The 25,349-nt window shown below is 37.2% G+C and carries 32 protein-coding genes; 23 read left to right on the top strand and 9 right to left on the bottom strand.

The features are described from left to right. Nucleotides 1-272: 272 nt before the first annotated feature. From DRF57_RS15740 to DRF57_RS15725, 4 genes are all read left to right on the top strand, one after another. Nucleotides 273-737 carry a hypothetical protein gene (locus DRF57_RS15740; protein ID WP_084087762.1) on the top strand — a complete coding sequence of 155 codons (465 nt, stop codon included), beginning with the start codon at nucleotides 273-275 and terminating at the stop codon, nucleotides 735-737. 118 nt (nucleotides 738-855) lie between these two features. Beyond that, nucleotides 856-1,761 carry a helix-turn-helix domain-containing protein gene (locus DRF57_RS15735; RefSeq protein ID WP_115919544.1) on the top strand — a complete coding sequence of 302 codons (906 nt, stop codon included), beginning with the start codon at nucleotides 856-858 and terminating at the stop codon, nucleotides 1,759-1,761. Nucleotides 1,762-1,847: 86 nt separating this feature from the next. Continuing rightward, nucleotides 1,848-2,849, top strand: a complete 1,002-nt coding sequence (locus DRF57_RS15730; protein ID WP_084087729.1) for an aldo/keto reductase — start codon at nucleotides 1,848-1,850, stop codon at nucleotides 2,847-2,849. A gap of 96 nt (nucleotides 2,850-2,945) precedes the next feature. Then, nucleotides 2,946-3,938, top strand: a complete 993-nt coding sequence (locus DRF57_RS15725) for an MBL fold metallo-hydrolase (protein WP_115919542.1) — start codon at nucleotides 2,946-2,948, stop codon at nucleotides 3,936-3,938. A gap of 200 nt (nucleotides 3,939-4,138) precedes the next feature. Here the strand turns inward: DRF57_RS15725 and DRF57_RS15720 are convergent, their stop codons facing one another. From DRF57_RS15720 to DRF57_RS15690, 7 genes are all read right to left on the bottom strand, one after another. Beyond that, entirely contained in the window at nucleotides 4,139-4,531 is a 393-nt protein-coding gene (locus DRF57_RS15720) for a DoxX family protein (protein ID WP_047486091.1), read from the bottom strand. A gap of 106 nt (nucleotides 4,532-4,637) precedes the next feature. Beyond that, nucleotides 4,638-5,414 (bottom strand): DUF1223 domain-containing protein, encoded by a 777-nt coding sequence (locus DRF57_RS15715; RefSeq protein ID WP_115919540.1) that lies wholly within the window; start codon nucleotides 5,412-5,414, stop codon nucleotides 4,638-4,640. A gap of 256 nt (nucleotides 5,415-5,670) precedes the next feature. Continuing rightward, nucleotides 5,671-6,432, bottom strand: coding sequence for a LytR/AlgR family response regulator transcription factor (locus DRF57_RS15710; RefSeq protein WP_047486086.1), 762 nt, complete (start codon nucleotides 6,430-6,432; stop codon nucleotides 5,671-5,673). Continuing rightward, a complete protein-coding gene (locus DRF57_RS15705) occupies nucleotides 6,413-7,429 on the bottom strand; it encodes a sensor histidine kinase (protein WP_115919538.1) in 1,017 nt (338 codons plus the stop codon). Before DRF57_RS15705 ends, DRF57_RS15710 begins: the two co-directional genes overlap by 20 nt. 160 nt (nucleotides 7,430-7,589) lie before the next feature. Further along, on the bottom strand, nucleotides 7,590-8,027 hold the full coding sequence (locus tag DRF57_RS15700; RefSeq protein WP_115919536.1) for a cytochrome P460 family protein: 438 nt from the start codon (nucleotides 8,025-8,027) through the stop codon (nucleotides 7,590-7,592). Next, on the bottom strand, nucleotides 8,024-9,004 hold the full coding sequence (locus tag DRF57_RS15695; RefSeq protein ID WP_115919534.1) for a heme-binding domain-containing protein: 981 nt from the start codon (nucleotides 9,002-9,004) through the stop codon (nucleotides 8,024-8,026). Before DRF57_RS15695 ends, DRF57_RS15700 begins: the two co-directional genes overlap by 4 nt. Nucleotides 9,005-9,177: 173 nt before the next feature. Further along, a complete protein-coding gene (locus tag DRF57_RS15690; RefSeq protein WP_167449379.1) occupies nucleotides 9,178-9,924 on the bottom strand; it encodes an SDR family oxidoreductase in 747 nt (248 codons plus the stop codon). A gap of 102 nt (nucleotides 9,925-10,026) precedes the next feature. On the opposite strand from DRF57_RS15690, the gene DRF57_RS15685 reads away from it, so the two are divergent. Next, a complete protein-coding gene (locus tag DRF57_RS15685) occupies nucleotides 10,027-10,362 on the top strand; it encodes a winged helix-turn-helix transcriptional regulator (RefSeq protein ID WP_047486354.1) in 336 nt (111 codons plus the stop codon). 168 nt (nucleotides 10,363-10,530) lie between these two features. Here DRF57_RS15685 and DRF57_RS15680 read toward each other — a convergent pair whose 3' ends face one another. Continuing rightward, a complete protein-coding gene (locus DRF57_RS15680) occupies nucleotides 10,531-12,750 on the bottom strand; it encodes an NADP-dependent isocitrate dehydrogenase (RefSeq protein ID WP_115919532.1) in 2,220 nt (739 codons plus the stop codon). Nucleotides 12,751-12,917: 167 nt separating this feature from the next. Between DRF57_RS15680 and tpx the strand changes: the two genes are divergently transcribed. The 5 genes from tpx to DRF57_RS15655 all read left to right on the top strand — a co-directional run bounded on the left by tpx (nucleotide 12,918) and on the right by DRF57_RS15655 (nucleotide 15,795). Beyond that, nucleotides 12,918-13,418 carry a thiol peroxidase gene (gene tpx / locus DRF57_RS15675; protein ID WP_047486077.1) on the top strand — a complete coding sequence of 167 codons (501 nt, stop codon included), beginning with the start codon at nucleotides 12,918-12,920 and terminating at the stop codon, nucleotides 13,416-13,418. An 89-nt stretch (nucleotides 13,419-13,507) separates the two neighbouring features. Then, complete coding sequence (locus DRF57_RS15670; RefSeq protein WP_052188521.1) at nucleotides 13,508-14,080, top strand: Crp/Fnr family transcriptional regulator; 573 nt, start codon at nucleotides 13,508-13,510, stop codon at nucleotides 14,078-14,080. Between the two features lie 66 nt (nucleotides 14,081-14,146). Continuing rightward, nucleotides 14,147-14,836, top strand: coding sequence for an alpha/beta hydrolase (locus DRF57_RS15665; RefSeq protein WP_084087712.1), 690 nt, complete (start codon nucleotides 14,147-14,149; stop codon nucleotides 14,834-14,836). 78 nt (nucleotides 14,837-14,914) lie between these two features. Then, nucleotides 14,915-15,262: a VOC family protein gene (locus tag DRF57_RS15660; RefSeq protein ID WP_084087710.1), complete on the top strand. Its 348-nt coding sequence runs from the start codon at nucleotides 14,915-14,917 to the stop codon at nucleotides 15,260-15,262. Between the two features lie 128 nt (nucleotides 15,263-15,390). Further along, nucleotides 15,391-15,795, top strand: coding sequence for a glyoxalase superfamily protein (locus tag DRF57_RS15655; RefSeq protein ID WP_115919530.1), 405 nt, complete (start codon nucleotides 15,391-15,393; stop codon nucleotides 15,793-15,795). 6 nt (nucleotides 15,796-15,801) lie between these two features. Here the strand turns inward: DRF57_RS15655 and DRF57_RS15650 are convergent, their stop codons facing one another. After that, nucleotides 15,802-16,383 (bottom strand): peroxiredoxin family protein, encoded by a 582-nt coding sequence (locus DRF57_RS15650; RefSeq protein ID WP_157969903.1) that lies wholly within the window; start codon nucleotides 16,381-16,383, stop codon nucleotides 15,802-15,804. 135 nt (nucleotides 16,384-16,518) lie between these two features. On the opposite strand from DRF57_RS15650, the gene DRF57_RS15645 reads away from it, so the two are divergent. From DRF57_RS15645 to DRF57_RS15585, 13 genes are all read left to right on the top strand, one after another. Continuing rightward, on the top strand, nucleotides 16,519-17,724 hold the full coding sequence (locus DRF57_RS15645) for a DUF763 domain-containing protein (protein WP_115919526.1): 1,206 nt from the start codon (nucleotides 16,519-16,521) through the stop codon (nucleotides 17,722-17,724). 309 nt (nucleotides 17,725-18,033) lie between these two features. Next, a complete protein-coding gene (locus DRF57_RS15640) occupies nucleotides 18,034-18,624 on the top strand; it encodes a Crp/Fnr family transcriptional regulator (RefSeq protein ID WP_115919524.1) in 591 nt (196 codons plus the stop codon). Nucleotides 18,625-18,701: 77 nt separating this feature from the next. Next, nucleotides 18,702-19,112, top strand: coding sequence for a VOC family protein (locus tag DRF57_RS15635; RefSeq protein WP_047486064.1), 411 nt, complete (start codon nucleotides 18,702-18,704; stop codon nucleotides 19,110-19,112). 155 nt (nucleotides 19,113-19,267) lie between these two features. Continuing rightward, nucleotides 19,268-19,684, top strand: coding sequence for a VOC family protein (locus DRF57_RS15630; protein ID WP_115919522.1), 417 nt, complete (start codon nucleotides 19,268-19,270; stop codon nucleotides 19,682-19,684). Between the two features lie 12 nt (nucleotides 19,685-19,696). Next, nucleotides 19,697-20,158: a DinB family protein gene (locus DRF57_RS15625; protein ID WP_084087702.1), complete on the top strand. Its 462-nt coding sequence runs from the start codon at nucleotides 19,697-19,699 to the stop codon at nucleotides 20,156-20,158. Between the two features lie 33 nt (nucleotides 20,159-20,191). Then, on the top strand, nucleotides 20,192-20,716 hold the full coding sequence (locus DRF57_RS15620; protein ID WP_115919519.1) for a DinB family protein: 525 nt from the start codon (nucleotides 20,192-20,194) through the stop codon (nucleotides 20,714-20,716). Between the two features lie 3 nt (nucleotides 20,717-20,719). Further along, a complete protein-coding gene (locus tag DRF57_RS15615) occupies nucleotides 20,720-21,496 on the top strand; it encodes an alpha/beta fold hydrolase (RefSeq protein WP_084087698.1) in 777 nt (258 codons plus the stop codon). A 123-nt stretch (nucleotides 21,497-21,619) separates the two neighbouring features. Further along, nucleotides 21,620-22,051: a VOC family protein gene (locus tag DRF57_RS15610; protein WP_047486347.1), complete on the top strand. Its 432-nt coding sequence runs from the start codon at nucleotides 21,620-21,622 to the stop codon at nucleotides 22,049-22,051. 80 nt (nucleotides 22,052-22,131) lie between these two features. Continuing rightward, complete coding sequence (locus DRF57_RS15605; protein ID WP_084087696.1) at nucleotides 22,132-22,545, top strand: SRPBCC family protein; 414 nt, start codon at nucleotides 22,132-22,134, stop codon at nucleotides 22,543-22,545. A gap of 35 nt (nucleotides 22,546-22,580) precedes the next feature. Then, nucleotides 22,581-22,820, top strand: a complete 240-nt coding sequence (locus DRF57_RS15600) for a DNA-directed RNA polymerase subunit alpha C-terminal domain-containing protein (protein WP_228450362.1) — start codon at nucleotides 22,581-22,583, stop codon at nucleotides 22,818-22,820. Nucleotides 22,821-23,032: 212 nt separating this feature from the next. Then, entirely contained in the window at nucleotides 23,033-23,899 is an 867-nt protein-coding gene (locus tag DRF57_RS15595) for a VOC family protein (protein ID WP_115919517.1), read from the top strand. Between the two features lie 46 nt (nucleotides 23,900-23,945). Then, complete coding sequence (locus tag DRF57_RS15590) at nucleotides 23,946-24,779, top strand: SDR family oxidoreductase (protein WP_115919515.1); 834 nt, start codon at nucleotides 23,946-23,948, stop codon at nucleotides 24,777-24,779. Nucleotides 24,780-24,860: 81 nt separating this feature from the next. Next, complete coding sequence (locus tag DRF57_RS15585) at nucleotides 24,861-25,289, top strand: SRPBCC domain-containing protein (protein ID WP_115919513.1); 429 nt, start codon at nucleotides 24,861-24,863, stop codon at nucleotides 25,287-25,289. The last annotated feature ends 60 nt before the right edge of the window (nucleotides 25,290-25,349 follow it).

Below are 25,349 nucleotides of genomic sequence, written 5' to 3'. Positions count from 1 at the left end.
GTATAAAGTATAAAGTATAAAGTATAAAGTATAAAGTATTTTTGCTAAACTCCAATCTGCAGCCTCCGGTATTTACTCATAATCTCTGTTTAAGAAAAAAAAATCCAAAGAAAATTACATTTTTTTTGATGATCGAATTATAATGATAGGTAAAATATGTAAAAGATAATCAGTGATTTATGATTTTTATTAACAAACATTAGGAATTAGAGTTAATAATTGGCACTTTAATTGACTTTGTCATTATGTTTAATTTAAAAGGGGATAATAAAATGAAAAAATTTTTGTTAACAGCATTTTTAATCGGGACCTTCAGCATGAGTTATGCTCAGTCCGATTATTATAATGATTATAGAAGAAGTATTAGTGATATTAATTGGCAGACTGTCGTAGCAGATCTGTTACTTTCCACCACACAAGCCAATCAGGTTTATGCTTTAAATGACCGATATCGTGATTATAACTCATGGAATAAGGTATATGTAGTAGAGCCCGGAAGATGGCGGGGGGAAAGATACTCGGAACTGGAGAGAATACTTGGAAGAGAAAAGTATATTGTATTTAAAAAGAAATATTATAGAGGACAAAATCCTGTGATGGTATATGGGCGTAAAAATGATGTGAAAAAATACCGTAAACAACAGGAGAAGTATTATAAAAATCAGGAAAAATATTACAAAAAACAAAATAAACATGGTCATGGAAACGGGCACGGGCATGATGATGACTGGGATTAGACCATTATCAATTATATATATTCACTTTAAGTGGCTGGCAGCAATGCCAGCCATTTTTATTTTATGAATATAGATTGTTTTTGTAGATATATTGGTTTGAATTTTATAATTTTGATATATGGAATCCAAAGAATCATTAGAGGGGTTTTATGAAAGAAACTCTTCCAATCTGGGGCCGCAGCAGGTGGGACCTCGTGGTATGGGACATTTCAATGTAGCCTCAAGGGAATATTGTGCGGTATTGACTCCCTACAGCAGAAGAGATTATTATAAAATCTCATTGATTATAGGAAAAGGAAGACTTCACTACGCAGATAAATGGATTGAGATAGACCGCCCGGCATTATTATTTTCGAATCCTATTGTTCCCTATTCCTGGGAATCACAGGATGAGAATCAGAAAGGATGGTTCTGCCTTTTTACAGAAGAATTTTTGCAAAATGGTAACCGTCTGGGAAATCTTCAGGATTCTCCTCTTTTCAAAATTGGAGGAACTCCGGTTTTCTTTGTGGAAGAAGAGCATCAAAAGATACTCTCTGATCTGTATAGAAAAATGATGGTAGAGATTAAGTCGGATTATGTTCATAAATACGATATGCTTAGAGCTTATCTTTATCTGATGATTCATGAAACAATGAAAATGAATCCTGCAGAAAGCTTTGAACCTTATCAGAATGCTTCACAAAGAGTAGCCTCCTTATTTATGGAACTTCTGGAAAGACAGTTTCCAATTGACAGTCCTGGGGCATATCTGAAATTGAAAACTCCCAATGATTATGCCCGGAGTCTTTCCATTCATGTGAATTCACTGAACCGTTCTGTAAAAGAGATTACCGGAAAGACAACCAGCCAGCAGATTACAGCAAGAGTTGTGCAGGAAGCCCATGCTTTATTGAAGCATACAGACTGGAATATTGCAGAAATCGCTTATGGACTGGGCTTTGAAGAACCAGCTTATTTTACCAATTATTTTAAAAAACAAACCGGACTTACTCCGAATACCTTAAGAATGAATCCTGTTTGAATTTTATAATTCTTAGTTTGAATTATATATCACAGATGCTGTTTCTATGTTCTAATTTTGTCTTATAAAATTTAAATCATACCATCATGAAATTTAGAAAATTAGGAAATACAGGAGAGCAGTTATCTGCTATTGGTTTAGGTTGTATGGGGATGAGCTTTGCTTATGGCCCTACAGATGAGCAGGAAAGTATCAATACTTTGCACAGAGCATTAGACTTGGGAGTTAATTTTTGGGATACAGCAGACATGTATGCTAATGGAGAAAACGAAAAACTGATCTCTAAAGTTTTGGTTCCCAACAGAGATAAAATTTTTATTGCCACAAAATTCGGATTCAGATTCAAAGGTGATAAAGCCAGCCATAGTGGGGCTCCGGGTACCTATTTTGATGGTTCACCGGAATGGATCAGACAGGCCGTAGATTTAAGCCTTCAAAGGTTAAAGATAGATACCATTGATCTTTATTATGCTCATAGAGTGGACCCCAATATCCCCGTAGAGGAAACAGTAGGAGCCATGGCAGAACTGGTAAAAGCCGGAAAGGTGAAGTATATCGGACTTTCTGAAGCTTCAGCAGAATCTATCAGAAAAGCGAATAAAATTCACCCGATAGCTGCTTTGCAGTCAGAATATTCTATCCTTACAAAAGATGTTGAAAAAGAAATTCTGCCAACGATCAGAGAGCTTGGAATTAGTTTGGTTCCTTATTCTCCATTAGCAAGAGGACTTTTTGCCAATATCAGTGAAGTACAGAACTTTGGAGAGGATGACTTTAGAAAGACTTTACCGCGTTACCAGCAGGAAAACATAGAAAACAATACCAAACTGGCAAAAGAAATCAATGATTTTGCAGCTTCTAAAGGAGTGAAGGGAACCCAGCTGGCATTAGCCTGGGTACTCAGTCAGGGTGAAGATATTATCCCAATCCCGGGGACTAAACGAATCAAATACCTGGAAGAAAATATCGCTGCCATAAACATAGATCTTTCACAATCGGATTTGGATACCATTGATGCGATCCTGAAGAAATATCCCAATGTGGGCGAAAGATATACTGAAGGTTCTATGAAATTAGTAAACAACTAAAGACTATACTGTAAACTGGGTTCCTGGATACTACCGGGAGCTCAGTTTTTTCAAATATAATAAATTCACACCACCACAATATCACATATTTAGATTATGAATAGAAGAGAACTGTTAAAGAATGGTTTACTGGCAGGAACACTGAGTTTGGTTCCTTTTTCCAGTATATTGGCAGAAACGAAAATAACTTCCGATAAAATAGAAGAAGATCTTTCAGGGTTTAAAAAAATGAAGCTTGGAGAATTAGAGCTTTTTGTTCTCACGGATGGATATATCCATGAGACAGATGTGAATTCATTTGCCCCACGAGGGAATGTTTCAGAAGTGAAAGCCATTCTTAAAGATAATTTCAGATCAGAAGATTATATTGATATGGCGATGAATACGCTGCTTGTAAAAACAAAGAATAAACTCATTCTTTTCGATTCCGGAATGGGGATTTTTGCTGATGAAAGAACGGGATTTCTACTGAAAAGCCTTCAAAAAGCAGGTTTCTCTGCGAAAGATATTACGGATGTTTTTATTTCTCATGCACACCCTGATCATATTGGAGGAGTTATAGATAAACAGAATAACTTTGTTTATCCTAATGCAAATATCTTCATTTCGAAAATTGAATATGATTTCTGGATGCAGGCTTCCCTCAAAGATTTTAATAACAGTGCCCTGAAAGCTAAACCTGAATTGCTCAATCAGATTGTCCCGGCGCTCCAGAATATTTTGAAAACAATTAAACCCAAACTGAAGTTTTATGATTTGAACAATACGCTGTATGATTATTTCAGTTTTCAGTTAGCTCCGGGGCATACACCAGGCTTAACGGTTACCACAGTATCATCAGGCAACGAAAAACTATTATACATAGCAGATCTTATTCATTCCGATGTTATTCTTTTCCCGCATCCTGAATGGGGGTTTTCCGGAGATACAGACCTGGATATAGCTGCCGCTTCAAGAAAAAAGCTTCTTCTGCAGTTGGCAGATACCAAAACAAGAGCTTTTGCCTGTCACTTGCCATGGCCAGGTCTTGGATTCACAAAGAAAAAAGCTGGCGCTTTTGAGTGGTTCCCGGAAAGTTTTATGAATTAAGAGATGTTGAAGAGTAAACAATAATAAAGCGGGCTTTAGTCCGCTTTATTATTGTCAATGTATCATTTAGCCCAAACTAAACATCAGCTGATCCCTAACATAAAACGAACCCTCTTAGTAGGTTGAGGATTCGTTTGCAGAAAAGAAAATCGTAGCTTTTCAAAAAATGAACATAAACTTTTCTATGACATTTCTGATTATCAGGCTTCTTCAAAGATGAGTTCGGAAGAGTATAGCTTTCTGAACATGAGATACGTTACTGAAAGTACTGAGAAAGCGATCATAGCATCTACTGCAGCCGGAAAACCAAGAACCGCAATCTTTGAAAAAAAGGCAAAGATGATATCGAAAAACATTCCGGCAAATACCCATTCTTTTAATCTCAACAGTCTGTTAGGAAGAAGAAGAACGAGAACACCTGAGATTTTAAAGACCCCTAATATATAAATGAAATGAGAAGGATAACCAAGCTGTTGGGTAATGTCCCATACAACAGGATTTTTTGTGAGTTCAAAGAAACCGCTTGCTCCAAACCATAGAGACATAAAGATTGCACCGGACCAATAGATGATTTTTGTTGTTTTTGTTTTCATTGTGATCGTTTTTTAAATTGTTATTGAATTTTAATGAATTGCTAAGAAGCGAAAAAGTTTGTGGGAGTGTCAGTTGTAAGAATTGAGATGGATGCTGTTGAAAAACTTATTTTAAATCCGTTTTTGCAGATCCCAGGATTTCTCCGGTTTTTGTATTTTGAATAAAGGCAATGATTTCCCAATTATCAGGAGAAAAATGCTCTGGAAGCAGAAAAGTTGAGGCTCCGTCTTGTATTGCATTTCCCTGAATCTTATTCTGTTTATGAACAATTTGCCAGTGTTGCAGATGCCGTCCTTCGTTTTCTCCTTGAGCAACCTGAGTGGAAGATTGTTTTTCAACAAGATTTATGACCAGTGTATGTTTAGGATCTGTTGAATTGGTCTTGTACTGTACGTTAATTTCGTTTTGAGAGGCCCTGGCTGAGAGCTCTACCTTTGTATTTTTAGAAACAAACAGTGCTTTTTGAATGGCGCTTTCCACAGCATTATGGTCGGAACCTACAAACTCAGTTTTTCCGTTGACGATTAACTGTGGTGTGTATACCTGAGAACCTAATATACGGCTGTACTGCTGTTGTCTTTGTGAGTTTTCAGAAGTGCTGAATCTGTCTTTCCAACCCAGGCGATTCCAATAGTCAACATGGTAAGAAAGGATATAAACAGGCTCATTTTTATATTTCTTTTCGATTTGTCCCATCAGATCATCAGCGGGAGGGCAGCTGGAACAGCCTTCTGATGTGAACAGCTCCAATACGGCAAAACCATGATCTTCGGAAGCTGAATGTAGCTCGTTTTCTGATGTCTGATCTACCTGAACAAAGGCAAAAGCAGCAAACAGTAATGAGGTGAAAGCCCCTGTTGTGATTAAATTTTTTAGTATCATATCTTTTAATTTGATTCAAAAGTAGACCGTCTTAGAACCTAAAAGAATGAGAAAATAAGTTAACCGGACAAATGAAGGGTTGAAACCGGAAAAAGAAGTTGTAGAAATTTTGAAAGGAAACTAAAAGAATGAAGAGGAACCTTTTCTAAACATGAAAGATCATGAAAAAGGCAATTAACCGGATAGTAATCAGTTAATTGCCTTTCTTTTATGACATGCCTTTAGGTCGTAATAGATTCATATGTACAGTCCGGTATTACCGATCTTCTATCCAGGTAAAAAAGCTGTGCGTTTTTTCTTTATTGATAAGAAGTTTTTCAGGAGTATCGACAACGAGGGTAACAAGGATTTTCCGTTGGAAATAATGCTCCATTTCTTTGATAGCCTTAAAATTAACCAGATATTGCCTGTTGACTCTGAAAAACTGTTTACCGGAAACCTGTTCGGCAACCTGCCCAAGAGGTTGGGTGAGCTGAAACTGTTCCCTGGAAAAGGTGACCAGGTGGGTAATTTCGTTGTGGATATAAAAATAAGCTATATTCTCAGTGAGAACACTAGTGTACTTTTGGTTTTTGAAAACAAGGAAACTGCTTTTGCCTTCAGGCTGACTGATTTTTTGCAAAAGAGACTCCAGGTCGGGTAATTCATTCTTTTGAAAGAATTTTTTTAATTCCTCTACTTTTTTGAGAGCTTCCGAGATATCTTCCCGGGAAAAAGGCTTGAGTACATAATCCACTCCTTTACTTTTAAAAGCATCCAGCATATACTGATCAAAAGCAGTACAGAAAACCACTGGACATGTGATTTCTACAGCTTTGAAAATTTCAAATGAAAGTCCGTCAGAAAGTTGGATATCCATAAAGATAAGATCAGGCTTTATATCCATTGATAAAGCTTCAATGCTTGCTTCAATACTGTCATAAACTCCCAGGATAAGGGAATCGGGCTGTAAATCTAAAATTAAGCTCTGAAGGGCCTTTGCTGCTCTAAATTCGTCTTCAATGATGATGATATTCATGGATCAGTGGTAGTTTTATCTGAAAGGTTTTTTCGTCCGAATAAATAATGATGTCCTGTTCTAGAAGATGCTTATAACGCATTTTAATATTGTCCAGTCCAACGCCCAAAGAATCTTCTGCCGCCATTTTACGCTGAATGGGGTTTTCAATAATCATCAGATCTTTGGTATTATAGATCTTAATATGTAAAGGTTTGCTTTGGGAAACGATATTATGCTTAATACAGTTTTCTACCAAAAGCTGAAGCGTAAAGGGGGGAATAAGCGTTTGCCCGGTTTCTTTTTCAAGCAGATTAGTAAATGTAATGCCATCACCAAAACGTGCTTTTTGAAGGAAAAGATAGGCATCTACTATTTTCATTTCTTCCTGAACACTGATGAGGTCTAATTTTCTGCTTTCAAGAGTGAAACGGTAAAAGTCTGAGAGCTTTACAATAAAATCTACAGTCTCCACATCATGAGTTTCTGCCATTAATTTTAAAGTATTCAGGCTGTTGAAAAGAAAATGAGGATTGATCTGTTGTTTTAAAAGTTCATATTGAGCTCCAAGATGATCACTTTTCACTTTTTCAAGCTCCAGCTGTATCTGCTGACCGGTATAATTGTTCTGAAGTAAGGTCAGAAACATATAGCAGACCAAATTGATTAAAATACCTCTTACCTCTACCATCAGCATAACCGGTCCAAAATTGATATGAGATAAGATCAACTGCTGAATCCATGCCAGCACAAACATAATCACCATTCCAAAAGCTAATATGACAAGCAGCCTCGGGTAGGAAATATGCTGTCTGCGCTTTCCTGCTGACCGGTTCAGCATATAAATATTGATATACCACATGATAATGGAGAATGCAGCGGTTATCGCCGAATTGACAATGGCTTCCTTCCAGTTAAATTCATGAGAGGCAAGCTGGGGAACCGAAGATAAAATTCCAAGAAAAATAGAACTTACCCAGATGACCGCCTGCGAAATTTTTATTTTTTGCTGTTGCATGAACCGCGAATTTGAAAAGGTTAAATTAATGTTTTTTATTGGTAAAACGGTGAATAATAAAGAACGAATAGTGAATTTGCTTTGCCTGTTAATCATCCATTCATCATTGATTGGGCTAAGAATTCACTATTCACAGGAAATAAACCAAAATCCAGTTTAATCAGGGTCTGCTTACCGGATGATAGCTCATCAAATATTGTATTCTCTCTTCTTTATTGACTGAAAGATTGTTAGACTCTGCGTTTTTCATTTCATAAGAAACACTTCCTTTTTCATCAGATTGGAGAGTCTCAATACTTACCAGTTCCCCGGTGATTGTTCCTCCCGTGTATTGAGGGTTTTCATGATAACGCCACGTTACCAATTTTATAACAGTACCTGGTTCCGGTTGGCTATTTTCTTTTGATAATGATTCTAAAGCTTTTGGGTTTCCATATAAAGCGGACATGGTTTCTTTTTTGGGATTCAAAGAAGTTGAGATGAATTTCAGGTGACCCGGATCAAAAACTACTCTTACAAGTCCATTATCCTTGTTTTCTTTGTTGCAGGAGATAAGTAAAATAAAACCTGTCAGGAGAATTGCGAATGTATTTTTCATTTTTTCTGTAAATTTTGAATTAATCTTTGGGTGTTGATTTTCATAGGAACATCAAATAGGTATCCTGTTTTTTCTGCAAGTTGTCTGTGGCAGGCAATACATGATTCTTTGGCAAATGATGCTGATTTTCCGGTAGGATGAAGGTCATCTCCTGAAAACTTTGCAAAGCCCCAACCTTCAGTGTCTTTGTATTTCTTAGCATCTTTTACCATAAACTGAGCATTGATAAACTTTCCGGCTCTGATTTCTCCGTCCGGAAGTTCCTGCTGTTTCCATACCGATTTTACTACGATGCTTCCGTCCGGCCAGGGATGAAAATTTTCGGTCTCAATGGCTTTGACAGCAGTAGGATTGCCATAGATAACGCGGATAGAATGGTCGAAGAGTGTACTCATGCTGATCACCTTCCAGTTTTTAAAATCATCATTATACTGAATGCCATTGGGGGAAACAGGATTTTTTGATGGAATAGGTTGGCGAGCTTCTTTGATTTCCTGACCTGTATTTTTATCCTTGGTTAGAGTACCGGTACCAGATAATGAGAGTGTATATTTTTTGATTGTTTCAATATCTTTTTGAGAAATTTTAGAAGAGGGATGTAGGAGGGTATATTCATGAAGTGGCATTTTCCCACTTTGCATCATGTTCAGAATAGCATACATTTTCCCCTGATGCTCCGCAGGAGACAGCTTTTCCCATTCCGAAAAATTAAGAACCTCTCGGGCTCTTTTTATATCTTTATTGACAGCCCAGGAAACTGGGGCAAGCTTATCATACCAGCTTAAGTTCTGCTGGTTGGAGTGGCAGTTAAAACATGAGTTTTCAAGGATAGCAATGACCTCACGGGGGGCTTCAATTTTCCCGGTGACAGGTTTTCCTTCCAGAGGTTGGCTCAATAGCTGAAGCCCTCCGAAGATTCCCAGTATAGCCAAAAAGATAATAGCAATGGGATTTCTTTTTTTCTTTTCAGTATTCATAACGAGTATTGTTTTTTTCTGAGCCAAAAGTAGAGGAGAAGTCCAGATTTTGAAATGTAAAAAAGGCTAAGCCGGACAAAAAAGAAGGTGAATAAGGAATTTTAAAGTCTGAAAAATTCAACATAAAAATACCGGCAATATATTATGATTGCCGGTATGTAAAAACTGAAAGCTTATAAAGTGATCCCTCCATCTATCACGATCTCCGTTCCGGTAATAAATCCGGAAACCTCAGGATCAGATAAATAGGTAACCCATTTTGCCACTTCCTCTGCGGTCCCCATTTTTTTCAGTGGAATTTCATTGATCAGGTGGCTGTTGAGATTCTTTAAAGTTTCCTCATCTAGTCCAGCCTTGCTCATAATATCTGTATTTATAGGGCCGGGGCTGATGATGTTGACTCTGATTTTCCTTGGAGCCAGCTCTGCTGCCGCAGTTTTTGTAATTGAATTAAGTGCAGCTTTGCTTGCCTGATATACAGAGCTGTTGGGTTTGTAGGTGGAGGCTACAATAGATGATAACATGATGACAGAAGCTCCATCGGTGAGTATAGGAATGAATTTGCTTAAGGTAAAGTAAGCTCCCCTGAAATTGATATTCATCACCTCATCAAAGTTGTGGACATCCATATTTTCAATCAGAGCCATGCTTCCTGTAATTCCTGCATTGATAAATAAAATATCTACCTTTCCGAATTGTTGTTCAACTTCTTTTTTTAGCAAATCAATGTCGTGAAGGTTGGCCTGGTCTGCAATGAAAGGAATTGCTCCAAGTTCTAAAGCTGCTTTTTCAACAGCTTCTTTTCTTCTTCCTGTAATGATGACTGTGGCTCCTTGTGAAATAAGTTCTTTTGCAGCAGCGTATCCGATTCCGCTGTTTCCACCTGTTACTATCGCTAATTTGTTGTTCATTTTTTTCATTTCTTACAATTTTTGACAAAGTTATTTCAATTTGGTATACTTTTGTAACCAGTATCACAGAGTATACCAGTATCATTCATGATATCACTTAACTTTGCACTTATGGAAAGAGATCAGACAGAAGAATTAAGAGCCCTTCAGGATACCCTTTATTTTATTGGAGGAAAATGGAGAATTCCCGTCATCAACTCAATTTGTAATGGGAACAGACGCTTTCGGGAAATTGAAAGAAGCATTCCCGGAATTACCACAAGAATGCTTTCAAAAGAACTTAAAGATATGGAACTGAATAAACTGGTAAAGCGCAATGTCTACCCGGAAACTCCCGTACTGATTGAATATGAGCCCACAGAATATTGCAGAACTTTTGGAAATATAATCCAGGAAATGATAAACTGGGGGAGAGAGCACAGGAGAGTGATTGTGGAGGATAGGTAGGTGAGAGGTGGCAGGGATTAGGGATACGTTGACTTTGATGAATAAATATATGGTCAATATTTCCCTCCTCTTGACGGGGTGGTTTTCGGTATATCTTTTAATGAATAGGCCAAAAACAAGAAAGCCCCTTTTGAAAAAGGAGCTTTCTTATTTATATTATATCAGAAATTAGATTCTGTCAATAATTTCATTTAAAACAGTACTTGGTCTCATTGCTGTGTACGTTTTGTATTTATCAGTTTTGTAGTAACCGTCAATATTTTGAGGCTTACCTTGAGCACCAATTAATTCTGCATTAATTACCTCTTCATTTTCCTTCATTTCTTTTGCAACCGGAGCAAACTTAGCCGCCAATTCTGCATCAACAGTTTGGTTTGCCAAGGCTTCAGCCCAATACATAGCTAAATAGAAATGAGAACCTCTGTTATCGATTTGTCCTACTTTTCTTGCTGGAGATTTATCTGTAGCTAAGAATTTAGCATTTGCTTCATCCAATGCATCAGCCAATACCTGAGATTTTGTATTTCCCTGAGTCTGTGCCAAATGCTCTAAAGAAGCTTGTAAAGCAAGGAATTCACCTAGAGAATCCCATCTTAAATATCCTTCTTCTAAGAACTGTTCAACGTGTTTTGGAGCAGAACCTCCGGCACCTGTTTCAAATAAACCACCTCCGTTCATTAATGGAACGATAGAAAGCATTTTTGCAGAAGTTCCAAGTTCAAGGATTGGGAAAAGGTCGGTTAAATAATCTCTTAATACGTTTCCTGAAACAGAGATTGTATCTTTACCTTCTCTTGCTCTTTTTAATGTTTCAGTCATAGCATCTTTTACATCAAGAATTCTGATGTCAAGACCTGCAGTATCGTGATCAGCAAGATATTTTTCTACTTTTTTGATGATTTCTCTGTCATGAGCTCTTCCTTTGTCTAACCAGAAAATAGCAGGCGTATCAGATAATCTTGATCTGTTTACAGCTAGTTTTACCCAGTCCTGGATAGGAGCATCTTTAGTCTGACACATTCTGAAGATATCATTTTTTTCTACTTTTTGAGAAAGAAGAACATTCCCTGCTTCATCCTGAACCTCTACAGTTCCGTCAGCAGATAATTGGAAAGTTTTATCGTGAGAACCATATTCTTCAGCTTTTTGAGCCATTAATCCAACATTTGGAACAGATCCCATAGTAGTAGGGTCCAGCTTTCCATGTGCTTTCATATCGTCAATTACAGACTGATAGAAACCAGCATAAGAACGGTCCGGAATGATACAAACTGTATCTTCTTCGTTTCCTTCTTTGTTCCACATTTTACCGCCTCCTCTTACAAGAGCAGCCATAGAAGCATCAACAATGATGTCAGAAGGTACGTGGAAATTGGTAATCCCTTTGTCAGAATTTACCATGGCCACTCTAGGTCCTTCAGCAAGCGCTTTCTCGATATCAGCTTTGATGTCAGCTTCCTGAGCATTTCCTTTAATTTTTTCAAAAAGATCAGCAAGACCGTTGTTAGGGTTGACATCTAAAGATTTGAATGTCTCAGCATATTTAGTAAATACATCTTTGAAGAAAGTCTCTACAATAGCTCCGAAGATAATCGGATCAGAGATTTTCATCATCGTAGCTTTAAGGTGAGCGGAAAGAAGTACATTTTTATTTTTAGCTTCTTCAATAGCCTCCTGTACAAATACTTTCAAAGCATTGAGGTTCATTACAGAAGAATCGATAACTTCTCCTGCCTGAAGACCTGCAAAATCTTTCAACAAAGTTTCAGCCCCGTCATTTCCTTTGAATACGATTTTATATTGTGTAGCATTTTCTAAGGTTGTAGAATTTTCTGTCCCATAGAAATCACCATTGTTCATATGAGCTACATCAGTTTTGCTGTCAGAAGCCCAGTCACCCATTCTGTGAGGGTTGGCTTTTGCATAGTTTTTAACAGCTTTTGGAGCACGTCTGTCAGAATTTCCTTCTCTTAATACCGGATTTACTGCACTTCCTAAAACTTTTGCATATTTAGCTTTGATTGCTTTTTCATCATCATTTTTAGGTTCTGCAGGATAATTAGGAACTGCGAAACCTTTCGCCTGTAATTCAGCAATCGCTGCATCCAACTGAGGAACAGAAGCCGAAATATTAGGAAGTTTGATAATATTAGCGTCAGGTTGAGTAGCCAGTTGGCCTAATTCTGCTAAAGCATCACCGATTTTCTGATCATCTTTTAAGAATTCAGGAAAATTAGCTAAAATTCTTCCTGCCAAAGAAATATCCGGAACTGCGATCTCGATGTTTGCTGATTTTGTGAAAGCTTTTACGATTGGTAAAAACGAATGTGTAGCCAGCATTGGAGCTTCATCAGTAAGTGTGTAATAGATTTTTGATTTTTCTGACATTATACTGTTATTTGTTATTTGAAATTATAGTTCTACAAATTTAGTTAAAATTTAATTTTGGGACTTACTCCTATACTGAGTTTTTTCACTTTAAGATTAATTTAACCTTTATTAAATTGAAAAAAAATCTATTTTGATTAAATTTGAAAAACTTTAAAAATAAAATTATGTCAACCATTACTTTAAAAGGAAACGAAGTACACACAATAGGAACATTACCGTCAGTAGGAACCACAATCAAAGATTTCGCTTTGGTAGACTCCGGGTTAAATGTAAAAACACTTGAAACCTTTGAAGGAAAGAAGAAAGTCTTCAATATTTTCCCAAGTATTGACACGCCAACTTGTGCCGCTTCCAGCAGAAAATTCAACGAAGAAGCTTCAAAATTAGATAATACGGTAGTGATTAATATTTCAAAAGACCTTCCTTTTGCCTTAGGAAGATTCTGTGCTGCTGAAGGATTAAATAACGTGGAAACCCTTTCAGATTTCAGAAGCAGCTTTGGTGATGATTATGAAGTAACCATTACTGATTCTCCTTTGAAAGGACTTTTAAGCCGTGCAGTAATCGTTGCAGACGAAAACAATAAAGTGGTATATACGGAGCAGGTTTCAGAGATTGCTGATGAGCCTAATTATAATGCAGCACTTACAGCATTAAACCAATAAAATAAACAACAGGAATAAAATACTTGTAACAGCCTTGTGAAAATAATTTTTTGCAAGGCTTTTTTAGATATAAAAAACACAAACAGATTATGTTGGATCATTACAAAAAATATGGAGAACTGTTTCAGGTAGATCGGGAGCATTTCGAAGAATTTTATGCCCTGCTTAAACATACACAGCTTTTAAAATCTGATTTTTTTCTGAAACAGGGTGAAAAATGTAAATACTTAGGCTTTATCAAAAAAGGAACGATAAGGTGCTTTTATATCAATGATCAGGGCCGGGAGATCAATTTCGGATTTTATTTTGAAAATGAGTTTTTTACAGATTATGAAAGTATTCTCTGTGATACCGTTTCCAATATGAATATTCAGGCATTGGAAGACTGTGAAATTTTGCTTTTAAGAAAAGAGGATCTTAAATCTTTATATGAAAAAGAAGCATATTGGCAGCAATTTGGACGTGTAATGAGTGAAAAAATTTATTTGGATGCCAAAAAAAGAATTGATGATTTGTTATGCTATTCTCCCGAAAACAGATATTTAAATCTTTTGAAAAAAGAACCCCTTCTGTTTCAGAAAATAGCCCAGAAACATATTGCCAGTTATCTGGGAGTAACAGAGCAGTCTCTTAGCCGGATAAGAAGTAGGATTGTTAATTAACTTAAGTTAACGTCCTTTGAGATTTTAGCACGTAGCTTTACAATCATCAAATTTTAAATAATCATTATGGAACAGAAAGATCTAACCATTATTTTGGTACACGGAGCCTGGGGAGATGGCTCACACTGGCAGTATGTTATTCCTTCTTTGGTAAAAGCAGGATACAAAGTGAGAAGTGTTCAAAATCCTTTAACTTCGTTACAGGATGATATCAATAAGACAAAGGACCTTATAGATGCCCAGGAAGGGAAAGTGCTTTTGGTAGGGCATTCTTATGGAGGTGCTGTGATTTCAGGTGCCGGAAACCATGATAAAGTCGCCGGGCTGGTTTATATCGCCGCTTTTGCTCCGGATGCAGGAGACAGTTTAGGATCTCTTTTAGGAAGAAGGGAATCTCCGGGTGGAGCAAGTATTTACCCAGACAGTAAAGGTTTCCTGTGGATTAAGTATGATGAATTTCAATCTGCTTTTTGCCAGGATCTTGATGACGAAAAGGCTTTGGTAATGGCATTGTCACAAAAACCTATTCATGGACAGTGTTTCGGAGACATTGCCGGAGAACCGGCATGGAAAACAAAACCTAGCTGGTATCAGATCTCCTCAAAAGATCATATGATTCCGGCAGAAACAGAGAAGGAAATGGCAGAAAGACTTCAGCCAAAGAAAATAATTACGTTAGATGCAGGACATGCCTCATTAGCTTCACATCCTAAAGAAGTTACCGAATTGATTTTGGAAGCTGCTTCTTCACTCTAAAGACAAATACCTATAAAAATCTTGTAAAGCCCTGTGAAATTTTATGTAATTTCACAGGGCTTTTTTAAATGATACAGTATGGTCAAAAGAATCGTAGTCAATATAAAAACAGATGAGGTATCAAAAGCCAGTCATTTTTATCAGGATATTTTAGAGCTTGATGTTTTGATGGATCATGGCTGGATCAAAACTTTTGGAAATGAAGAAGAAGCAAAAGTTCAGATCAGTTTTGCGGAACAAGGTGGAAATAATACCGAAGTTCCTGATCTATCCATAGAAGTGGAGGACGTAGACAGCATTTATACGAAGATGCGCCTGGCAGGATTTGAAATACCGTATGAATTGACCAATGAAGATTGGGGAGTCCGGAGATTCTTTGTAAAAGACCCGTTTGGAAAACTGATTAATATTCTTTCTCACCAATAAAATAAAGCATATTATTCAATAGGAGCGGACTTTAGTCCGCTTTCATAAAAAATAAACTATCATTTGGCTTTAGCCAAAACTTAAAAATAATTTCCAAAATCCACATAAATATTTAATTAATTGATATCATGAATGCAAAACAGGTTATTCCTATTCTCAGAATTTTTGATTATCAGAAAACCCTGGAATTTTACATCGGTTGGATGGGCTTTGAAATCGTATGGGAACATCATTTTGAAGAAAATACACCCGTTTATATGGAGGTGAAAAAAGACAATATTATTCTTCATTTGAGTGAACACCATGGGGATGGAACTCCCGGAAGCAGTGTTTTTATCTGGGGAGAAGGAGTCCCTGAATATCACAAAGAGCTGCTCGCTAAAAATTACAAATACAATCGTCCGGGCCTTGAAAAGACCTTCTACAATGCCATTTCTTTTACCGTCAATGACCCCTTTGGGAATAAAATTATTTTCAATGAGGAATTTGATGAAAAAAAGCATGGTGCTTTACCGTTGTATTCAATTGATTGATAGCGCTTATTTTTGAGCCCCTTTAATGCTGTCTAACTTTCGTATAAGCTCTTCATCTGTAGCTCCACCACAGCTGGAATGGATCACTTTTCCGTTGGAATCAATCAGTATTTTAGCCGGAGTACAGTAGATATTATATTTCAGCTGTTCCTGTTTGCTGGGAGATTGCGTATTATCTATTTGTTCAAATGGAAAACTGGCATCATGGAAGATCTGCTGAAGTTCCTTATCTGTTTCTACAAGTCCTTCCAAAATTCCTATAACGCCTACATTATCTTTGTAGTGGGTATAGATTCCATTAAAATCATCCACCATATTATAACTTGCATTAGGATCTTTTTTAAGAAATGTTTTACTGTAAATGAAGATCAGAAGGTTTTTCCCCTGATAATCCTTTGAATTGAATGGCTGCCCGTTAATTGTCTTAGCTGAAAAATATTGGGGTTTAGCAGCCTGAAAAAAGTCCAATCTGTTTTTGAGCCATTCCTCTCTCATTTTTTTAAGACCTTCTGCATTGGTTGATTCTTCTTTTTTACTTTGGCAGGCAGATAGCAAGGCAACACATAGAAATAGTAAAAGTTTTTTCATAATAGTGGGTTGGTATTGAAACGATACAAAAATCATAAAAAAATATGAATGGACAATCTTTTATGCTTTATTTAATGTTGATTCAAATCATGACCCATTTAGAATATTAAAACTAACTTTGTTTTTTAATCAAAAATGAAACGTTCAGGAACAGCAGATCTACCTCTTCACTATGGCAAAGTACCGCCATGGTTATACGAACGGATGTCTGTTCTCGGGCTTTCCATTATTGAGGTGATCCTGATGGATTATGGTAAAGATGAAGTTCTCCGCCGTTTGGCAGACCCGTTCTGGTTTCAAAGTTTTGGAGCGGTGATGGGAATGGACTGGCATTCTTCAGGAATTACCACTTCCGTTATGGGAGCTTTGAAACGCTCTATTAACCCCAACTCTCAATCCCTGGGAATTTATATCTGTGGAGGTAAAGGGAAACTGTCAAGAGAAACTCCCTCTGAGCTGATTCGTATTGCTGATAAGACCGGTTTGAATGGAACAGAGCTGGTAAGAGCCAGTAAACTTTCAGCAAAGGTTGACAATACCGCCATACAGGATGGATATCAGCTGTATCTGCATAATTTTGTGCTCTCGGATAACGGAAACTGGAGTGTGATTCAGCAGGGAATGCATGAGTCTGACGGAACGGCAAGACGATACCATTGGCACTCGGAAAATGTCAAATCATTTGTAGAAGAACCCCATACCGGAATTAATGGTATTTCAAGAGGGAAAATCCTTAACCTTACCGATTCCGAAGCTTCGGAAAACAGAAAAGGAATTCTGGACATTTCCCATACCGACTCTGTAGATGTGATGAAAGACTTTTCAAGACTGATTCTTCCTGCCCATCATGATGTACAGGCTTCTGATGTTGATTTGAGACGGCTGGGCGCTCTTTTGTACATAACCCGTGAGCAGCAGCCACAAAATTTTGAAGATCTGCTGATGCTGGAAGGTGTCGGTCCGAGAACGATGCAGTCACTGGCATTAGTGAGTGAAGTGATTCATGGGGCACCGGCAAGATTTTCTGATCCTGCAAGGTTTTCTTTTGCCCACGGAGGTAAAGATGGGCATCCTTTTCCTGTACCTACGAAAACTTATGACGAAAGTATCAATATTCTTAAAAAAGGAATAGAGAAGTCAAAGCTTGGAAACTCAGACAAATTAAATTCTCTACATAAACTCCACCAGATTGTAACATCAGCAGAAAAAGACTTTACTCCCGATTTTGATATTCAGCAGGTTATTGAAGAAGAAAGACAAAACTCCTGGCGTTTTGGAGGGAAAACTGTTTTTGGTGATGCTCCAAAACCGAACAAACCGATTCAGCTGTCTTTATTTTAAGCAAAAGAAAACCATCTCTCCCTTCCCCAGATATTTAACAAATGGCTTATTTTATACCACACGACCCCTAAAGGTATAAGCATTCCCCTCCTCTGGAGGGGTGTCAAATCTTTGATTTGACGGGGTGGTTTAATTTGATAAGACGTTTTATGAAAATTAGAACATTTGTTTAATTATTAGTTGTTGTCGATTGTCTTTAATTTCAATGTGATATATTGATTTTCATGAATAATTTTCTTATTTGTTTAATATTTATATCTTTAACTGGATTAAAAAATTTATTTTTAAAACTCAAAAAAAATTGACCTGATGACCAATAAAGCCTTAGAAACATGCTATGATTTTCCTTTTTTTCTTCATGAAGAGCTTGAAGAAATATTTCAGGCCCATGAGAAAACATCATTTCAAAAAGGAGACTTCATTCTTCAAGAAGGAAAAACGGCTAATGAATATTATATTTTAGACAGTGGCCTGGCACGTTCATTTGTCAATGATTTCAACGGGAATGAAGTGACTACGCATTTCTTTGTAGAGAATGAGGTTATTATTGAGGTTTTATCATTGTTTCAGAGAATACCTTCTCAGGAAAACATCATTTGTATTACAGATTGCGAATGTTGGAGGCTTGATTACGATACTTTTCAGGACTTATTCCATAAAATTCCCAATCTCAGGGAATGGGGAAGATCCTGGATGTCTAAAGAACTTTTTGACTATAAACAGCGGTCTGTAGAAATGTTTACCCTTTCCGCTACCAAAAGATACCTGAATTTGCTGGAACAAAAATCGAAGGTTATCCAGTTTGCTCCCTTAAAGCAGATTGCTTCCTATCTGGGGGTTACCGATACTTCTTTAAGTCGTATTCGTAAAGAATTGGTTTCCCATCCCAAGAAAAATTAAATCTTGCCTTATGGCAAGTTGATTTTCATCATACCTTGGTAATTTTGGTTAAAAGTTTAACACTAAAAATTACAAAAATGAAAGTCAATCAAATTTATGTCAACCTTCCGGTAAAAGACATACAGAAAACAAAAGAATTCTGGACTACACTTGGTTTTGAAATTAATGAACAGTTTTCAGATGATAAGGCGGTGTGTGTTGCAATGAAAGATGACAATATCTATGTTATGTTTCTGAAAGAGGACTACTTCCAGACTTTTACCAATAAACCTGTTGCCAAAGAGAATACAAGCCAGGTTCTTGTGGCTGTGGGGCTCAACAGCCGTGAAGAGGTTGATCAGGTGGTCAATACTGCCTTGCAAAATGGATGCTCACAACATGAAGAACCTCAGGATTACGGATGGATGTACCAAAATTCTTTTTGGGATCTTGACGGACATGGCTGGAATATAACCTATGCCGATATCTCTCAAATGCCGACTCAATAGTAGAGCACCTAACGAGGATCACTGCCAAAAAGCGTTTCTTATTCTACCTTAACAGATGCTTTACTTTCAAATAACATTAAATATTGCCTTATGCCAGGTTAGTTTTTATTAAACCTTGGTCATTTGGTTACAAGTTTAACACTAAAAATTACAAAATGCGAATCAACGATATTTACGTCAATTTACCTGTAAAAGACGTGCAAAAAACCAGAGACTTCTGGACGAAGCTTGGCTTTTCTATAAATGAACAGTTTTCGAATGATCAGGCAATATGCGTAGTCATGCGAGAAGATCATATTTATACCATGTTTCTGAAAGAAGAATTTTTTCAGACATTTACGGACAGACCTTTTGCCAAAGGAGATACCACACAAGTGCTTCTTGCAATAGGTGTAAACAGTCGTGATGAAGTAGATCATATGGTAAAAACAGCTCTCGAAAACGGAGGTTCAAAATATAGTGAACCTCAGGATCACGGATGGATGTATCAAAGTGCTTTTGCAGATATTGATGGCCATCAGTGGGAAGTGATGTACGGAGATCTCTCACAATTGCCTGCAGACCAATCATAATATTTTAGCATTATGGAAACTATATCAAACGAAATAGAATTTGTAAAAAACCAGGTGACCAGTAATTATCAGGTGATCTCTTTGAATATCGAGGGTATTACACATAATGAATCAATGGTTTTTCCAAATGGTGAGGCTAATTCTATGAATTGGATTCTCGGACATTTAATTTATATAAGAAATGCTTTTCTGAATATCCTGGGTGAAGAATCTGTTTGGGATGGAGAGAAGTTCTCATGCTACAACAGAGGAGAAATACCGTTGGAGCGGAAGGCTGAGTTTGTAAATTTTGAAGAACTAAAATCTTATCTGAACCAGTCTCAGAATATATTGGACGCAAAGCTTAATACTCTTGAAAGATTTACTCCTGGAAGCAGTACAGATATTGCAATGCTTTGCCTTCATGAAATTTACCACAGCGGACAGCTGGGCTACCTTCGCAGGATTCTGGGAAAACCGGGAGCGATAAAGTAAGGTTTAAAAATAAAATCCATAAAAAATAAAAAAATGGACACACCAAAATCAAAAAAAATGGAACTCATTATTCCGGCTTACAGAATGCATACCCAAAGCTTTATGAACGTTTTGGACGGTATTTCGGAAGAAGATGCGTTGAAAAGAATTGAAAATAAAACCAATCATATCATATGGATGGCAGGAAACTTTGTGAATATGAGGTATGGATTGGGTTGGGTACTGGGACTACAGGATCAGGATCCTAATAATGATCTCTTTTTTCAGGGAAAGGCATTGGATGAAAGTAATACATACCCAACTTTAACTGACCTGAAGAAAAATTTCCATGATATTTCTTCAAAAGTGTATCAGAGATTAGGGGAAGTAACAGATGAAGAGCTTGATGAGATTTTTGAAATAGGGATGAACATTCCTTTTATCACAGAAAACAAACTCAATTTTGTAGGAATGTGTATTGGCCGTGAAGATTACCTGTGCGGGCAGATCGGATTGATGCGTAAAATTTTAGACTACCCGGGAATGAAATATGATGTGGACGAAAATATAAAATATTAACCCATGAATCCGGTAGAAAAAGGCTATAAAAGAGTCAATGGAATTCAGCTGTATTATGAAATTTATGGTGCAGGAAAACCTTTGGTACTGATCCATGGAGGAGGTTCCTCTATTTTGTTTGATTTTAAAGAAGTTATTAGAAGGCTTGAAAATAAATTTCAGCTGATTGGTATTGATCTTCAGAATCACGGGAGAAGTGAACATCGGGATATTCCTGAAACATTTGAGCAGGATGCCCGGGATGTTGCTGCTCTTTTAGGGGAACTCAATATTAAAAAAGCTTCATTTTGGGGATTCAGCAATGGTGGAAATACCGTGATGCAGATTGCTCATCTTTATCCGGATGTTGTAGAAAAACTGGTGGTTGCTTCAGCATTTTATAAGAGATCAGGAATGATTGACGGCTTTTTTGAAGGGATGCAGGAGGCAACGTTTGATACCATGCCGGAGCCCTTTAAAATTAATTTTTTAAACCTGAATCCTGATTTCTCAAAGCTTGAAAATCTCTTTGACAAAGACTGTAAGAGGATGCAGACTTTTGAAGATTGGGATGATGAGGTATTGACTTCTATCCACTCACCCGTACTGTTTATCAGTGGTGATAAAGATGTCATGAAGCCCGAACATACAGTTGCTATGTGGAGGCTGGTGAAAAATTCACAATTAATGATACTTCCCGCTACCCATGGCACTTATATGATGGCCGATTTCGATGGAAGTATGGATATAGATTTAATAGACTTTACCGTAAAGGAAATAGAAAATTTTTTAAATAAATAAAATACGGCTAGTACCGGTTGTTTTAAAAGTAACGCCAATGTTTGATATCGTTGCCGTGTTATTTATGAACCTTTTGTACTATTTGTGTTTACCAATAATCTTAACAACTTAAAATTAAAAATCATGGCAAAATTAAATCCGTACTTAAATTTTGATGGAACCGCAGAAGAAGCGTTCAATTTTTACAAATCTGTCTTTGGAGGAGAGTTTCTGGGTGAAATCCACAAGATGGGGAACGCTCCGGGTACTGAAAATCTTTCAGACGAGGAAAAAAACAGAGTAATGCATGTAGCGCTACCTATTGGAAATGATCTTTTAATGGCTTCGGATATCGTTCCGGGATTCGGACAGACTCTGACAGTAGGAAATAATAATTATGTTTCTATTTTTCCGGAATCGAAAGACGAAGCTGAAAGACTTTTTAAAGGACTTTCAGAGGGAGGAAATATAGAAATGCCGCTTGAAGATCAGTTTTGGGGAGATTATTTTGGAAGTTTCCAGGATAAATATGGCGTTCATTGGATGGTGAACTATAATGACGAATACACAAAATAATCTTATATTTAACTCATTATAAATAAAAGGGCACTCATTTTTTTGGGGCGCCCTTTACCCAATCACTTAAAAATAGAACTATGGATCCAATTACAATAGACATTACAATTTTAGCTCCGGTAGAAAAGGTCTGGAATTATTTCAATGAGCCTAAACATATTACAAAATGGAATTTTGCCCATGAAAGCTGGCAGTGCCCAAGTTCTGAAAATGACCTGAAAGTAGGAGGGAAGTTTAAAAACAGAATGGAGGCCAAGGATAAAAGCTTTGGGTTTGATTTTGAAGGTGTATATGATGAGGTTATCCCTAACGAAAAAATACAATATCATATTGCGGACGGAAGAAAAGTAGAAGTGATCTTTGATCAAGTAGATGAAAATACGACAAAGGTTACTGAGATTTTCGATCCTGAAAAGCAAAACTCTGTGGAAATGCAAAGAGAAGGCTGGTATGCTATCCTCAATAATTTCCACAAATATGTTGAGAATCATTAAAAACACTTTTTACCGCCATGATCAATTTAGTTATCATGTCAAAGAGTTTAAACTCTATTTATACTTTTAACTATGATCCTAAAGAACATTTTCTTCATGGAGTGATTGCTATACCTGCAAGAAGAGCTTTGGAAAAGGAAAAAATAGACTCCCTGGAAAAGCTGTCGGATTATTCTGAAAAAGAAATTATGCAGATGCATGGTTTTGGGAAGAATACCATGGAAAAATTAAAGAATCATATGAAAGAGAATCACATGTTTTTCAAGGAACTATAAAGTGTAAACTACAGAAATTTTACCGTGTCATTGCAAAAAACAAGATGATCCTTGTGAATGCAAAGACATAAGATTTCCTTTGCCATATGTTTCCCTTGCGATTCTGAGTGGAAAATAGGATTTTCCAAACTCTGTTCGGTAGCAAAGTAAAAGTAATTAAATCAGAAAAAAGTAATCAAAAACTATATTAATCTATTTTAAAATCTAAACTAATGAATAAAGATATTTTCCCGTGTCTCTGGTATGACGGAGATGCAAAACAGTCCGCAGAATTTTATTGTAAAGTTTTTGATGGGGAGATTACGGCAGACACACCAGTTGTCATGAATGTTGACCTTTTTGGGCAGAGAATAATGCTGCTGAACGGTGGTCCGCAATTCAAAAAGAACCCTTCAGTTTCTTTCATGGTGATTTGTGACACAGAAGATGAAGTCCAGAAATACTGGGATCAGTTACTGGAAGGGGGAATGGCATTAATGGAGCTGGGATCTTATTCATGGAGTAAAAAATATGGATGGGTTCAGGATAAGTTTGGAGTGACCTGGCAAATATTTTTAGGAGAAAAGGGAGGCGATCAGAAAATAGTTCCTACCCTGATGTTTATCCATGAGAACAACGGCAAAGCTAAAGAAGCGATGGAGCTTTATACACAGACTTTCCCAAATTCGAATATCGGAAATATACTGAAATACGGAGACGGGGGAGAAGGACATAGTATAACGGAACCTGCCGAAAATGTTCAGCATGCCCAGTTTAGTATTGATCATTACAGTCTGTATTGTATGGATAATTCTTATGATCATCAGTTTGACTTTAATGAAGGAATTTCCATGGTGGTGATGACCGATGACCAGGAACAGACAGATCGTTACTGGAATGCTTTGACTTCAAACGGGGGCAGAGAAAGTATGTGTGGCTGGCTGAAGGATAAATATGGTCTGAGCTGGCAGATTGTTCCTAAAAGATTAATTCAGCTAATGAATGATTCAGATCAGGAAAAAGCTTATAAAGTAGTGCAGGCGATGATGAAAATGCAGGAAATTATAATACAGGATCTGGAGGACGCGTATCATTCCTAAAAGTTTTTCGGCTTGCCATTTGATGTCATTTAGGAAAGATTTGCTTATGAAAACACAGAACAAGTCAAAATCTAAATCAAAAGTCCCTCAAGAAGGACTGTTTCCGGAAATCATCCGAAACGATTACCTGGGAAGCCGGAAATTATTTGAAAAAAAGGCGGTAATCTCAGGAGGAGACAGTGGAATAGGGCAGGCTGTAGCCGTTCACTTTGCCAGAGAGGGAGCAGATGTTGCTGTGATCTACAAAGAAAGTGATGACGATGCAAAAGAAACCCAAAGACTGGTGGAAGAAGAGGGACAGCAATGTATCCTGCTGAAAGGAGATTTAACTCGAAAAGCTTTCAGAACAAAATGTACAGAGAAGATCAAGTCCGAATGGGAAAATGTGGATATTCTGGTTAATAATGCTGGAATTCATACCTCAAAAAACAGTCTGGAAAAGATTACGGATGAGCAGATCCGGGAAACATTTACGACCAATATCCTTTCAATGATCTCCCTGACGAGGAATTTCCTTCCGCTGATCAGAAAGGGAGGCCGGATCATCTGTACAACTTCCGTTACCGCCTATAGAGGAAGTGATCATTTGATAGATTATGCGGCTACAAAAGGAGCTGTACTGGCTTTTATCCGCTCATTGGCAGGTAATCTTGCTGAAAAAGGAATCCTGGTCAATGGGATTGCTCCCGGTCCCATATGGACACCCTTGGTGAAAGAAGCCTTTAATGATCTGTCTACATTCGGAAAAGATACTCCTTTGAAGAGGGCAGGACAGCCTTCGGAAGTAGCACCTGCTTATGTATTTTTAGCTTCTAAAGATGCGAGTTATATCACCGGAGAGGTGATCCACATTAACGGAGGTGATTTTGTGGGAGGCTAGGAATTAAATACTAAAAGTTGCAGTCAGCTATTGAGAAGAGATCTGCCGTCTGCAACCTAATGACAATAAATAATAAATACTATGGAAAAATTATCATACGAAATCGAGATTAATGCAGAACCGGAAAAAGTATGGAGTGTCCTTTGGGGAGATATTACCTACAGGCAGTGGACAACAGCCTTTACAGAGGGCTCCTTTTATGAAGGGACACTGGAAGAAAATAATATTATAAAATTCTATGACCCCAAACATAATGGAATGTACAGCAGGGTAGAAAAAATTGTACCTAATCAGGAAATAAAATTTCTGCACCTGGGAGAAATATATGAAGGAATTGAAGTTGCTCAGAACTGGGGAGATGCAACAGAGTCTTATTTCCTTGAGGAAGTGGAAGACGGAACGTTACTGACGGTGAAAATTCAGACTCCGGAAGAATTTAAAGATTTTTTTGAAGAAAAATTTCCAAAGGCATTAAATATCGTGAAACATCTTTCCGAAAATCAGCTTTAAACAGAAACTGGGACCCCTATGATGTAAAAACTGTATAAACAAACCAACCACAAAAAAATT

This window comes from Chryseobacterium rhizosphaerae, from assembly GCF_003385455.1.
Lineage (GTDB): Bacteria > Bacteroidota > Bacteroidia > Flavobacteriales > Weeksellaceae > Chryseobacterium > Chryseobacterium rhizosphaerae.
The sequence above is the reverse complement of the archived record's forward strand: the minus strand, read 5'-3'. Positions and strand labels throughout refer to the sequence as shown.